Origin of the sequence: Phycicoccus sp. M110.8 (assembly GCF_032464895.1) — a bacterium.
GTDB lineage: Bacteria > Actinomycetota > Actinomycetes > Actinomycetales > Dermatophilaceae > Pedococcus.
Genome location: NZ_JAWDIC010000001.1, coordinates 283,788 through 296,457, shown reverse-complemented (window position 1 = coordinate 296,457; position 12,670 = coordinate 283,788). Strand labels below are relative to the sequence as shown.

The window sequence follows — 12,670 nt, the reverse complement described above, 5'->3', positions numbered from 1 at the left end:
CCCTCACCCTGGAAAATCGGCACTCTCGACGCGCCCCTGTGCAATTAGGGGCGTGGAGCGCCCGCTGGTAGCCTGAGCACTGCCGTAGAACGGCCGCGGATCGAGAGAGCCCGGTGGGACAAGCCCCGGCGCACCGCGCAACAACCCTGAGAAGGAGAGTGTCGCCCCATGTCGTTGGACGCCGACGTCAAGAAGAAGATCATGGCCGAGTACGCCACCGCCGAGGGCGACACCGGCTCGCCGGAGGTGCAGATCGCCCTGCTCACGCAGCGCATCAAGGACCTCACCGAGCACTCGCGGACGCACAAGCACGACCACCACAGCCGCCGCGGGCTCCTGCTCCTCGTGGGCCGTCGCCGCCGCCTCCTGCGTTACCTGGAGAGCGTCGACATCGAGCGCTACCGCTCGCTGATCAAGCGCCTCGGCCTGCGCCGATAAGCATCCGACTGGGACGGTCTCCACACGGGGGCCGTCCCTTTCGCATGGACAACTGAATACGGGAGGGCGGTCCCGCACGAGCTGCGGAGCCGCACACAGAAGGAAGCCCGCGCACAACGACGATGCGCGAGGTTCGCTGAGAGAACAGAACGGAGGGCCCATGGAGGGTCCAGAGATCACCATCGCCGAAGCCACCATCGACAACGGCTCGTTCGGCACCCGCACGGTCCGGTTCGAGACCGGACGACTGGCCAAGCAGGCCGGCGGCGCCGTCGCCGCATACCTGGACGAGGACACGATGCTCCTCTCCACCACCACCGCCGGGAAGCACCCGCGCGAGGGTTTCGACTTCTTCCCCCTGACCGTCGACGTCGAGGAGCGGATGTACGCCGCGGGCAAGATCCCCGGCTCGTTCTTCCGTCGTGAGGGTCGCCCGTCGACCGACGCCATCCTCACCTGCCGCCTGATCGACCGGCCGCTGCGCCCGACCTTCACCAAGGGCCTGCGCAACGAGGTCCAGGTCGTCATCACGGTCCTGGCGCTCAACCCCGACCACCAGTACGACGTGCTCGCCATCAACGCGGCCAGCGCCTCGACGCAGATCTCGGGCCTGCCGTTCAGCGGCCCGGTCGGTGGCGTCCGGGTCAGCCTCATCGACGGCCAGTGGGTCGCCTTCCCGAACTTCAGCGACATCGAGCGCTCGACGTTCGACATGGTCGTCGCCGGCCGCATCGCGGGCGACGACGTGGCCATCATGATGGTCGAGGCGGAGTCCACCGAGTCCACCTGGGACCTGGTCAGGAACGAGGGCAAGCAGGCCCCGACCGAGGAGGTCGTGGCCGAGGGCCTCGAGGCCGCCAAGAAGTTCATCCGCGTCCTGTGCGAGGCGCAGGCCGAGCTGGCGAGCAAGGCCGCCAAGCCCGTCCAGGAGTTCCCGATCTTCCTCGACTACGAGGACGACGTGTACGCCGCGGTCGAGGCCGCGACCTCCGCCGACCTGGCGCAGGCGCTGACCATCGCCGGCAAGCAGGAGCGCGAGGAGCGCATCGACGAGATCAAGGACGCCGCCAAGGAGTCCCTCGCCGGTGAGGGCAAGGAGTTCGAGGGCCGGGAGAAGGAAGTCTCCGCGGCATACCGCTCCGTGCAGAAGAAGCTCATCCGCCAGCGCATCCTGCGCGACAAGGTCCGCATCGACGGCCGTGGCCTCGCCGACATCCGCGCCCTGGGCGCCGAGGTCGAGGTCCTGCCGCGCGTGCACGGCTCGGCGCTGTTCGAGCGCGGCGAGACCCAGATCATGGGTGTCACCACCCTGAACATGCTCCGCATGGAGCAGCAGCTCGACACCCTCTCCCCGGTGACGCGCAAGCGCTACATGCACAACTACAACTTCCCGCCGTTCTCCACCGGTGAGACCGGTCGCGTGGGCTCGCCCAAGCGCCGCGAGATCGGCCACGGCGCGCTCGCCGAGCGGGCGCTCATGCCCGTGCTGCCGACGCGCGAGGAGTTCCCCTACGCGATCCGCCAGGTGTCCGAGGCCCTCGGCTCCAACGGCTCGACGTCCATGGGCTCGGTCTGCGCCAGCACCCTGTCGCTGCTGAACGCCGGTGTGCCGCTGCGCGCCCCGGTCGCCGGCATCGCGATGGGCCTGGTGTCCGACGAGGTCGACGGCGAGACGCAGTACGCCGCGCTCACCGACATCCTCGGTGCCGAGGATGCGTTCGGCGACATGGACTTCAAGGTCGCCGGCACGCGCGAGTTCGTCACGGCCATCCAGCTCGACACCAAGCTCGACGGCATTCCCGCCTCGGTGCTGGCCGGCGCGCTGACCCAGGCCCGTGACGCCCGCCTGCACATCCTCGACGTCATGAACGAGGCCATCGACACGCCCGACGAGATGAGCCCCTTCGCTCCTCGCGTCATCAGCGTGCAGGTCCCGGTCGACAAGATCGGCGAGGTCATCGGACCGAAGGGCAAGATGATCAACCAGATCCAGGACGAGACCGGCGCCGACATCTCGATCGAGGACGACGGCACGGTCTACATCGGCGCCACCGACGGCCCGTCGGCGGAGGCGGCTCGCGCCATGGTCAACGCCATCGCGAACCCGCAGATGCCGGAGATCGGCGAGCGGTTCCTCGGGACCGTCGTCAAGACCACCACGTTCGGTGCGTTCATCTCCCTGCTGCCCGGCAAGGACGGCCTGCTGCACATCTCCGAGGTGCGCAAGCTCGTCGGCGGCAAGCGGATCGACGCCGTCGAGGACGTCCTGGCCGTGGGCCAGAAGGTCCAGGTCGAGCTCAAGGAGATCGACCCGCGCGGCAAGCTCTCGCTCGCCGCGGTGCTCCCGGAGGGTGAGGGCGGCGACGCCTCCTCCGAGGCCGCCGGGTCCGACGCCTCGGGCGCCGGCGACGACGAGTCCGGCTCCGAGGGTGGCGAGGGCCGCTCCGAGGACCGGGGCGAGCGCCGCGAGAGTGGTCGCAGCCGCAACCGCCGTCGTCGCGGCCGTGGCGACTCCGCCGAGGGTGGCGAGGAGCCCGCAGCGGCTCCCGCGACCTCCGAGGACGCCGCGGGCTGACGCACGCACCACCCGTTCGGCGGGCTGGCACCCGATGCGGTGTGCCAGCCCGCTGCGGTCGGCGTGTGCGCCCGAGGGTGATGGCTATGCTGAACACAGGCGCGCGGGGGAAGCGAGGATGACCCATGCCCGATGCGGGTAAGGACGATCCGGATGTCGGCGCATCCACGGCGAAGCTGCAGCCCATCGGGCAGGTGCCGGTACCTCGGTCGCCCATCGACCGGGTGGTCGACCCCATCGTGGAGCTCGGCTTCTGGTTCTTCGGGCTGTGGACCGTGGCGTATCACCTCGCCTGCTGGACGCGACACTTGTCCACCACCCCGCTGCTGGTGGTCAGCGCCGCGGCGACCGCCGGCCTCTCCCCTTGGGTGTGGCGACGACACCGCAGAGTGGTCATCGAGACGCCGTCCAGCCGTGCGAGCCGACTCGTCGCCGTCCTGTTCCTGCTGGGCGCAGCGCTGCTCATAGCGGCGGCAGTCGTCCTCGCACCACAGACGCCGGCGGTCTACCCGGTTGGCTGGGCACTGGCCGTGGGCGGGCTGGTGCCGCTCGTCGCCGCGGCGGTTGTCCAACCCCGGCTGAGGCGCGCCCAGCCTGGTCGGGGGACCACGTCATGGGTCGCGGTGGTCGGCAGCCTGGCTGCCTTGGTCGTAGGGGTGGGGGCTGCTGTGGTCAGTCTCTACCTGCGCAACGTCTCCTACGACGACGTGTTCTACGTGAACAAGGCGGTCTTCGTCGCAGAGCGCGGCGTGATCCCACTGCGGGACACCGTCTACAGCGACCAGGCGCTGCCGGCGTTGCGCGGCGCCGGCACCGTTCCGGTGCAGTCCATCGAGGTGCTCCAGGGCGCCTGGGGGCATGCCCTGGGGTTCAGCGGCGGTACGGGGGCCTACGTCCTCACGCCTCTGGTCGCAGCAACGGCTGCAGTCTGGGTGATGTGGTGGCTGGTGCGGTCGTGGAGTCGAGGCCCGGCCGTTGTCGCCTTCGCCGGTACGGCGGCATATCTCGCATGGGGCATGAACATGGCCCCGGGGGCACACGGCAGCACTGCACTGAGCTCGATCTTCATTCGTGCTATCTGGCAGGGCAAGGTGGTCTTCCTCTGTGCCCTGCTGCCCTTCCTGTACGTCGTCGCCACCCGGTGGGCACGTGAGCGAAACCCGTGGGACCTCGGTCTGCTGTTCCTGGTCGGCGCAGCCGGTGTGGGCCTGACGTCCTCGGCTGTCTTCCTGCTGCCGCCCCTGGTTCTGGGCATCTGCGCCGCTCTGGCGGCGTGCCGCAACCGCGGTTTCGCGGGTGTCGCACTGCTCGCCGCCTATCCGATAGGGACGGGCGTGGTCGTGTCGAGGATGACGCACGACCAATCCTTCGGGGCCATCCTGCGCACGGCAGACCAGGCCTTCTACAACGTCATCGGGCACGGCTGGTGGGGGACACTCGGACTCGTCGCCCTTGTCGTGGGCCCGTGGTGTGCCCGCAGCGGCGCGGCTCGAGTCGTGGCAGCGGCAGGCGCGGTGTCCCTGGTCGTGGCGCTGGCGCCCTTCATGCCCGAGCTGTTCAACGAGCTCACGGGCGCTGGACCGGTCCTGTGGCGGCTCGCCTGGCTCGCACCGCTCCCCGTCCTCGTGGGTCTGCTGGGCACCGGTCTCTGGGACGTCTGGCAGCTGGAGGGGAGCCGCCTGCGCAGATCGGCCGTCGCCCTCCTGAGGGGCGGGGTGCCGATCGCGCTCGTCAGCACCATCGTGTCCGTCGGGGCGCTGATCTGGGTGCGGGACGGCCCTGCCCCCCTCATGCCGCATCCCCAGTGGAAGTTCCCGGTTGCCTCGCTCGATCGGGCTGCTGAGATGGTGCGGCTCTATCCTGGACGAGGTACGGTCCTGGCACCTAGCGAGACCATGGCCGCGCTAGCCCTGACGACTACCCGCCTCCACGCAGTGGACCCACGACGCTTCTTCCTCCAGTCACTCGAGGAGCCTGCTCTTGTGCACCAGTCGCGGACCATCCTGAGCCGCACGATGGCTGTGCAGCCCCCCAAGGTTCCGCGGACCTTCGGCACTCATCTGGACATGCTGCACGTCACCCTCGTGTGCTTGGACGGCGCCCAACCCACCTATCGCGCCGAGATGCGGAAACTCGGGTGGAAGTCGGAGCCGGCGGGACCGGACTTCCTGTGCTTCCGCCGGCCCGGCTGAGCGCTTGCTCACTCCCGCGCGGGTTGCCGACTTTCCGGGCCCGACAGAGGCTTGGCCCATGGCTGACGACAGGACGTTCGTGGTGGTGGGTGGCGGGCTCGCAGGGGCCAAGGCCGTGGAGCAGCTGCGGGAGCGGGGTTTCGAGGGCCGGCTCGTGCTGCTCGCCGGGGAGCAGCACCTGCCGTACGAGCGCCCGCCGCTGTCCAAGGACTACCTCAAGACGGGCGAGGGGCTCGACGACGCGTTCGTCCACGACGAGGGCTGGTATGCCGAGCACGGCGTCGAGGTGCGCACCGGCACCCGGGTGGCGTCGGTCGACCGCGAGGCCCACGAGGTCGTCCTCGAGGCGGGGGAGCGCCTCCACTACGACCGGCTCCTCCTTGCGACGGGCAGCACCCCACGCCGGCTCGACCTGCCGGGCGCGGACCTCGACGGCGTCCTCACCCTGAGGACGATCGAGGACAGCGACCGCCTGCGCGCCGAGCTGCGCGAGGGACGCCGCGTGGTGCTGATCGGCGGCGGCTGGATCGGGCTCGAGGTCGCCTCGGCCGCCCGTGAGGCCGGCGCGCAGGTGACCGTGCTCGAAGCGCTCGACCTGCCCCTCGTGCGGGTGCTCGGCCAGCGGGTGTCCCGGGTCTTCGCGGACCTGCACCGCGACCACGGCGTCGACCTGCGTACCAACGTCAGCATCGAGGAGCTCACCGGCGAGGGCGGCCGGGTCACCGGGGTGCGCCTGTCGGACGGCTCGGTCGTCGACGCCGACGTGGTCGTCGTCGGCGTGGGTGCCGCCCCCAACGTCGAGCTGGCGAAGGACGCCGGGCTCGAGGTCGACAACGGGGTGCTGGCGGACGCGGCCGGCCGCACCAGCGACCCGGACGTGTTCGTCGTCGGCGACGTCGCCAACGTCGAGCACCCCTTCCTCGGCCGGCGGGTGCGGGTCGAACACTGGGCGAACGCGCTCAACCAGCCACAGGTCGTCGTCGCGGCCATGCTCGACCAGGACGGCCCGGAGCCCGAGCTCCCGTTCTTCTTCAGCGACCAGTACGACCTGGGCCTGGAGTACCGCGGCCTCGGCAGCCCGGACGACGACGTCGTGATCCGCGGCGACCTGCCGGGCCGGGAGTTCATGGCCTTCTGGCTCCGCGGCGGCGTCGTGACGGCTGGCATGAACGTCAACGTCTGGGACGTCGGCGACCAGGTTGAGGGCCTGATCCGCTCGCGGGCCACGGTTGACCCGGACCGGCTCGCAGACTCCGGGGTGCCGCTCGAAAACCTGACCTGACCTTTACCTTCCGGACGCTTTTCGGCCGTTCCGCGGTCGCCGCCGACGTGGTTCGATGCCCCCTCGGGCCCGGACCACCGTCCGGCGCCCGCCGTTTCCGTGTCTGGCTCTGGAGGAGTGCTGTGCGCGTACATCGCAGGCAAGTGATGGGGGCGGTGGGGGCAGCAGCCCTGGCCGCCGGGGTCGTGACGACCGCAGCGACGAGTGCGGGGGCGGCGCCGTCGCCGTCGGCCGCCGTCGTGGTCAACGAGGTCTACGGGGGTGGGGGGAACTCCGGGGGAGCCTTCGACCGGGACTTCATCGAGCTGGTCAACAAGTCCACCGCCCCGGTCTCGCTGGCGGGCTGGTCGCTGCAGTACGCCTCCGCGACCGGCTCGTTCTCCGGCAAGACCGACCTGAGCGGCTCCATCCCGGCCGGTGGCCGGTTCGTCGTCGGCGAGGCCTTCGGCAGCGACCGCACGCAGCCCGACGTGACCGTCGACATCGACGGCTCGATCGCCATGAGCGGCAGCGCCGGGAAGGTCGCCCTCGTCAGCGACCAGACGCTGCTGACGTCCACGGTCTGCTCGCCCACCAAGGGCGCGACGGGCTGCTCCAACCTGCCCCAGGTCGTCGACTTCGTCGGCTGGGGTGCGGCCAGCGACTGGGCCGGCAGCGGCGCCGCTCCCGGGACGTCCAATGGCACCTCGGTCTCGCGCAACACGACGAGCACGAACACCGCCGACAACGCGGCCGACTTCAAGGCGGGGACGCCGACCCCCGGGGCCGGTGGCACCCCGCCGCCCGGCACCCCGGTGGAGAAGACCATCGCCGAGGTCCAGGGCACGGGTGACACCTCGCCCCTCGTCGGTCAGAACGTCATCGTCAAGGGTGTCGTCACCGCGGCATACCCCACCGGCGGCTTCCACGGGTTCTTCCTGCAGACGCAGGGGACCGGCCCCGAGCCCGACCCGAGCGGGGCGTCGGACGGCGTCTTCGTGTTCCAGTCCGGCTCGAGCACGCCGCTGGACGCCGACGCGGTCGTCGGGAACTACGTCCAGGTGACCGGCAAGGTCAGCGAGTTCGGCGGCCTCACCGAGGTCACGGCTGCCGGCGCCGACATCGTGGACGCGGGCACCGACTTCAGCCCGGTGCAGCCCCTGACGGTCCCGTGGCCGAAGACCGACGCGGGTCGCGAGTCCATCGAGGGCATGCTGTTCCAGCCGACCGGCGACTACACCGTCACCAACACCTACAGCACCAACCAGTACGGCGAGGTCGGCCTGGCGGTCGGGGACCACCCGCTGCTGCAGAACACCGAGGTCGCGACGCCGGGCAGCCCCGAGGCCGCAGCGGTGGTCGCGGACAACGCCGAGCGCAAGGTCACGCTCGACGACGGCTCGTCGAGCAACTTCACCGCGAGCAGCTACAGCGCGGGTGCCTGCGGCACGCGCCCGGTGCCGTGCCTGCTCAACGGGGACCTCACCCCGGCATACGTCTCGAACACCAAGCCGGTGCGGGTCGGGGCCGCGGCCACGTTCACCAAGCCGGTCGTCGTGGACTACCGCTTCGACCTGTGGCGCTTCCAGCCGACCGAGCAGGTCGTCGGCCCGGACAACGCCGCCTCGCCGGCCGAGTTCGCCAACACGCGCACCGCGGCGCCTGACGCGGCGGACATCAACCAGCGCGGCACCGCCGACCTCAAGGTCGCCTCGTTCAACGTCCTGAACTACTTCACCGACCTCGGTGACCAGGACTCGAGCTGCCAGGCCTACTGGGACCGCGACGACAACGGCGACACCGTGCGCACGGGCTGCGAGCAGCGCGGCGCCTGGGACAGCGCCGACCTGGCCCGCCAGACCGAGAAGGAGGTCTCGGCCATCACCGCGCTCGACGCCGACGTCGTGGGCCTGATGGAGATCGAGAACTCGGCCAAGTTCGGCCACGACCGTGACGCCGCCCTCGCCTCCCTCGTCGCCAGCCTCAACGCCAAGGCCGGCGCGGGCACGTGGGCGTTCGTGCCCTCCTCGACCGACCTGCCCCCGCTGGACCAGCAGGACGTCATCACCTCGGCCATGATCTACAAGCCCGCCAGCGTCATGCGGGTCGACCGGTCGCGGGCGCTGGGGGACCAGAGCGGTGAGGGTCAGGCGTTCGTCAACGCGCGGGAGCCGATCGCCCAGACGTTCAAGGCGAAGTACGGCAAGGGCGACAAGTTCCTGTTCGTCGTCAACCACTTCAAGTCCAAGGGCTCGCCCGGGCCGTTCCCCGGCGACGAGGACACCGGCGACGGGCAGGGCTCCTCGGTGACCAGCCGCATCCTGCAGGCGCAGGCGCTGCGCGACTGGGTGCCCGGCGTGGCCGCCGAGTACGGCGCCAAGGCCGTCGTCATGGCCGGCGACTACAACTCCTACACCAAGGAGGACCCGCTGGACGTGCTGTACAAGGCGGGTTACACCGACGTCGGCTCGACCTTCGACCCGAACAGCTACTCGTACTCCTTCAGCGGCCTGTCGGGCTCGCTGGACCACATCCTCGTCAACGACTACGGCCTGCGGATGTCGACGGGGGCCGACCACTGGAACATCAACTCCGGTGAGTCCGTGGCCCTGGAGTACAGCCGGTTCAACTACCACGCCACCGACTTCCACGACCCGGGCCCGTACCGTGCCTCGGACCACGACCCGGTCGTGCTGGGCCTCAAGGCCTTCGTGAAGTAGTGAGCTCGTAGAGCGCGAGCGGTATGCCGTGTGCGCTGCACGACGGGCCCGTCCCCACGGTGGGGCGGGCCCGTCCGTCGTGCGGGCCGTCCTCCTGACGGCTCGCGCGGCGCCACCCGGCGACGCCGGGCCGTGGGGACTCCGGGTGCGTCGTTAGGCTGGCCCGGTGAGCGAGACGACGCAGGGCGGCACGACGCGCGTGGCAGTGGTCGGCGCCAACGGCCGGATGGGGCAGCAGGCCTGCCGCGCGGTCGAGGCGGCCGACGACCTCGAGCTCGTGGGCAGCTACGGCCGGGGCGACGAGCTCGGTGACCTCGGCGGTGCGCAGGTGGTCGTCGACCTGACCGTGCCCGACTCCTCGCCGGGGGTGGTCGCCCACTGCGTCGAGCGCGACGTGCACGTCGTCGTCGGGACGACCGGCTGGGACGACGCCCGTCTGGCGGCCCTGCGGCAGCAGCTCGCCGACCACCCGCAGGTGGGGGTGCTCATCGCGCCGAACTTCGCTATCGGCGCGATCCTGATGATGCGCTTCGCCGCCCAGGCGGCACGGTTCTTCGAGTCGGTCGAGGTCGTCGAGCTGCACCACCCGGCGAAGGTCGACGCGCCCTCCGGGACCGCGGCCCGCACCGCCCGCATGATCGGCGAGGCGCGCCGCGACGCCGGGCTCGGCGAGGTCCCGGACGCCACCACGCACGACCCGGACGGCGCGCGCGGCGCGCGGGTGGACGGCATACCGGTGCACTCGGTGCGCCTGCGCGGACTCGTCGCGCACCAGGAGGTCCTGCTCGGCGGCCCCGGCGAGCTGCTCACGATCCGGCACGACTCCTTCGACCGCGAGTCGTTCATGCCCGGCGTCCTGGCCGGCGTGCGCGCCGTCGCCGACCACCCCGGGGTGACGGTCGGGCTCGAGCACTACCTCGGCCTGGGGGACTGAGTGCGCGAGAAGGTCACCGCGGTCGTCCTGCTGGTCGTCCTCGCGTTCTACTGCGCGACGATCGGCTGGCGCGGCTTCGCGCTCATCGGGGACGGGCGGCTGGTGCCGGTGCTGCTCGGGCTCGGGGTCGTCCTCGTGCCCGTCGTGGCGCTGCTGGCGATGGTGCCGCTGGTCCGGCTGGCGCGCGACGGGTCGCGGATGCTGGCCGAGGCGAATGCCGGGAACGCCGCGCCGCAGGTGGTGCAGGAGCTCGAGCAGGCGGAGCAGTGCCGGGTCGGCAAGGACCGGGCGGGGGAGCAGCGGCACTACCGGGCGGCCGTGCGGGCCTGGCGCGCCCATCGTCCCTGAGGGGGCGCGCGAGGGGGCCGTCGCGGCCTACGGTTGCTGCCATGCACCGTTCACGCATCGGTCTCGTCCTCATCGACCACGCCCCTGAGCACTACGACGCCGGGTTGCAGTTCTGGGCCGGCGTCCAGGGCGTCCGGCCCCGCCCCGACGGCGAGTACGCCTCGGTGGGCGAGATCGGCACGGTCAGCCTGGAGACGCAGCGGCTGCAGGAGGGGCCGTCGCGCATCCACCTCGACATCGAGGCCGACGACGTGGCGGCGGAGGTGGCCCGGCTGGAGGGGCTCGGTGCCCGCGTGGTGCAGCGGCACGAGTCGTATGCCGTGATGGCCGACCCGGGCGACCTCCTGTTCTGCGTCGTGCCGGTGCAGACTGGCGACCGGTTCGTCGAGGACGCACTGGAGTGGCGCTGAGGACGGCCTAGGAGGTCGGTCCGCGCGGGCCGGTGCCGGCGGCGACTCGTGCCGGAAGCGGCACGAATGGCCCTGGCGAGGCGGGCCTCGGGGCGATTCGTGACACAACCGCCACGAGCGGCCCTGGCCCCGATCGGCCGGGGGACGGTGGGAGCCCTAGGCCATACCGGCCAGTCGCAGCAGGGCTGCGGTGAGCGCGGCCAGCACGACGACCACGAGGAACGGCGCCCGCAGCACCAGGGCGACGACCGCCACCGCGACGGCCACGGCGCGGGCGTCGAGCGTCAGCCCGCCTCCCTGGCGGGTGAAGGTCTGCACCGCCACCAGCGCGGCCAGCAGGGCGACGGGCAGCGCGGAGGTGATGCGAGCGCTCCGCTCACCCTCCAGCCAGCGCACCGGCACGACGTGCCCCAGGAGCTTGAGCAGGTATGCCAGGGCGCAGCCGAGCAGGACCGCCGTCCACGTGCTCACGCCGCCGTCTCCTCGTCGCTCCAGCGGTGCGGTGGCCGCGGGTCCTGGTGGGCCCGGCGCCACACGCCGGCGAGCAGGGCGCACAGCGCTGCCACCAGGACCGGGACGCCCGCCGGTGCGTGCGGGGCGACGAGCACCGAGACCAGCGCGGCCAGCGCGGCGATCGCGAAGGAGTCCCACGACTTCAGCCGCGGCCACAGCAGGGCGCAGAAGGCCGCGGCCGCTGCGGCGTCCAGACCGTAGGTGCGGGGGTTGCCGACCTGCTTGCCGACGAGGGCGCCCACGAGCGTCATGGCGTTCCAGCAGAGGAAGACCCCGACGCCGGTTGCCCAGAACCCCAGCCGGCCGGCGGCCGCCTCCGGCTGGCCGACGCCCACGGCCGTGGACTCGTCGATGGTGAGGTGGGCGGCCAGCAGCCGGCGGGGGCCGCGGGCGCCGAGGAGCTGGGAGACCTGCAGGCCGTAGAGGCCGTTGCGGATGCCGAGCAGGCCCGCGGTCGCCACCGCGGTCAGCCCGGCGGTGGGCGCGCCCGCCAGGATGCCGACGAACGCGAGCTGCGAGCCGCCCGTGAACATGAGCAGCGAGAGCACCTGCGTCTGCCAGGTGCTCAGCCCCGCGGCGACCGACAGTGCGCCGAAGCTGACGCCGTAGGCGCCGGTGGCGACTGCGACCGACGCCGCCTGCCGCAGCACCTGCCGCCGGCGGCCGGCCGCGAGCGCCGGGCCGGTCATGCCGGCGGTGGCGCCGTGATGTCGGCGACGAGTCGGACCTCGCGCGCGGTCGTGCCGTCGGGGGACACGACCCGGTCGCGGAACGCGCCGTCGGGGTGCAGCCCCGCGGTCATGAGGAACGCCCGGGTCGCCTCGTCGTCGGCCAGGACCCACGTGGAGAGGGCCTCTGCACCGGCACCCCGCAGTGTGTCGACGGCGGCGTTGAGCAGCCGCGACCCGTGGCCGCTGCGCCGGGCCTGGGGGTGGACCCCGAGGACGCCGAGCTCCCCGGTCTCCGGCGAGGCGTCGGGGTCCTGGCTCGGACCGATCGAGGCGAACCCGACCACCTGCTCCCCGGCACAGGCCACCAGCAGCCGGTAGACCCCGGCCGGTGGCGAGGCCAGCGACCGCCGCCAGGCGCTCGCGAACGCCTGCGGCTCGAAGCCGTCCACGACGTCGCCGGGCAGCACCCCGGCATACGCCTCGCGGAAGACCGTCGCCTGCACCAGGCCCACGGCCGGTGCGTCGCTCTCACGGGCGGTGCGCACGCTCGCGTCGGCGAGGGGTCCGGGCGGGTGCGGGTGGTCGTGCGCCATGGTCGCCATCCTCCC

At 71.8% G+C, this 12,670-nt stretch carries 11 protein-coding genes; 8 read left to right on the top strand and 3 right to left on the bottom strand.

Annotated elements, in window-relative coordinates:
* Positions 1-168 precede the first annotated feature (168 nt).
* From rpsO to RKE38_RS01405, 8 genes are all read left to right on the top strand, one after another.
* On the top strand, positions 169-438 hold the full coding sequence (gene rpsO / locus RKE38_RS01440; RefSeq protein WP_310148318.1) for a 30S ribosomal protein S15: 270 nt from the start codon (positions 169-171) through the stop codon (positions 436-438).
* A gap of 160 nt (positions 439-598) precedes the next feature.
* Positions 599-3,013, top strand: coding sequence for a polyribonucleotide nucleotidyltransferase (locus RKE38_RS01435; RefSeq protein ID WP_316005683.1), 2,415 nt, complete (start codon positions 599-601; stop codon positions 3,011-3,013).
* 125 nt (positions 3,014-3,138) lie between these two features.
* Positions 3,139-5,205 carry a DUF6077 domain-containing protein gene (locus RKE38_RS01430; RefSeq protein WP_316005682.1) on the top strand — a complete coding sequence of 689 codons (2,067 nt, stop codon included), beginning with the start codon at positions 3,139-3,141 and terminating at the stop codon, positions 5,203-5,205.
* A gap of 58 nt (positions 5,206-5,263) precedes the next feature.
* The gene (locus tag RKE38_RS01425) at positions 5,264-6,487 is read left to right on the top strand and encodes an NAD(P)/FAD-dependent oxidoreductase (RefSeq protein WP_316005681.1); all 1,224 of its coding nucleotides are present in this window, start codon (positions 5,264-5,266) and stop codon (positions 6,485-6,487) included.
* A 155-nt stretch (positions 6,488-6,642) separates the two neighbouring features.
* Positions 6,643-9,186, top strand: a complete 2,544-nt coding sequence (locus RKE38_RS01420) for an ExeM/NucH family extracellular endonuclease (protein ID WP_316005680.1) — start codon at positions 6,643-6,645, stop codon at positions 9,184-9,186.
* 166 nt (positions 9,187-9,352) lie between these two features.
* Positions 9,353-10,120, top strand: coding sequence for a 4-hydroxy-tetrahydrodipicolinate reductase (dapB, locus tag RKE38_RS01415; protein WP_316005679.1), 768 nt, complete (start codon positions 9,353-9,355; stop codon positions 10,118-10,120).
* Entirely contained in the window at positions 10,121-10,468 is a 348-nt protein-coding gene (locus RKE38_RS01410) for a hypothetical protein (protein ID WP_316005678.1), read from the top strand.
* A 41-nt stretch (positions 10,469-10,509) separates the two neighbouring features.
* The gene (locus RKE38_RS01405) at positions 10,510-10,878 is read left to right on the top strand and encodes a VOC family protein (protein WP_316005677.1); all 369 of its coding nucleotides are present in this window, start codon (positions 10,510-10,512) and stop codon (positions 10,876-10,878) included.
* A 156-nt stretch (positions 10,879-11,034) separates the two neighbouring features.
* On the opposite strand, the gene RKE38_RS01400 is transcribed toward RKE38_RS01405, so the two are convergent.
* Genes RKE38_RS01400 through RKE38_RS01390 form a run of 3 tightly spaced genes read right to left on the bottom strand, consistent with a single transcriptional unit; the run spans position 11,035 to position 12,655 of the window.
* Entirely contained in the window at positions 11,035-11,349 is a 315-nt protein-coding gene (locus tag RKE38_RS01400) for an AzlD domain-containing protein (RefSeq protein ID WP_316005676.1), read from the bottom strand.
* Positions 11,346-12,080 (bottom strand): AzlC family ABC transporter permease, encoded by a 735-nt coding sequence (locus RKE38_RS01395; RefSeq protein WP_316005675.1) that lies wholly within the window; start codon positions 12,078-12,080, stop codon positions 11,346-11,348. The genes RKE38_RS01400 and RKE38_RS01395 overlap by 4 nt, the downstream gene beginning before the upstream one ends.
* Positions 12,077-12,655, bottom strand: a complete 579-nt coding sequence (locus RKE38_RS01390; RefSeq protein WP_316005674.1) for a GNAT family N-acetyltransferase — start codon at positions 12,653-12,655, stop codon at positions 12,077-12,079. The genes RKE38_RS01395 and RKE38_RS01390 overlap by 4 nt, the downstream gene beginning before the upstream one ends.
* Between the last annotated feature and the right edge of the window lie 15 nt (positions 12,656-12,670).

What these genes read in the sequence shown, in the direction of transcription:
- rpsO (WP_310148318.1), top strand. Translation starts at nt 169, where the DNA reads ATGTCGTTGGACGCCGACGTCAAGAAGAAGATCATGGCCGAGTACGCC.
- RKE38_RS01435 (WP_316005683.1), top strand. Translation starts at nt 599, where the DNA reads ATGGAGGGTCCAGAGATCACCATCGCCGAAGCCACCATCGACAACGGC.
- RKE38_RS01430 (WP_316005682.1), top strand. Translation starts at nt 3,139, where the DNA reads ATGCCCGATGCGGGTAAGGACGATCCGGATGTCGGCGCATCCACGGCG.
- RKE38_RS01425 (WP_316005681.1), top strand. Translation starts at nt 5,264, where the DNA reads ATGGCTGACGACAGGACGTTCGTGGTGGTGGGTGGCGGGCTCGCAGGG.
- RKE38_RS01405 (WP_316005677.1), top strand. Translation starts at nt 10,510, where the DNA reads ATGCACCGTTCACGCATCGGTCTCGTCCTCATCGACCACGCCCCTGAG.
- RKE38_RS01395 (WP_316005675.1), bottom strand. Translation starts at nt 12,080, where the DNA reads ATGACCGGCCCGGCGCTCGCGGCCGGCCGCCGGCGGCAGGTGCTGCGG.
- RKE38_RS01390 (WP_316005674.1), bottom strand. Translation starts at nt 12,655, where the DNA reads ATGGCGCACGACCACCCGCACCCGCCCGGACCCCTCGCCGACGCGAGC.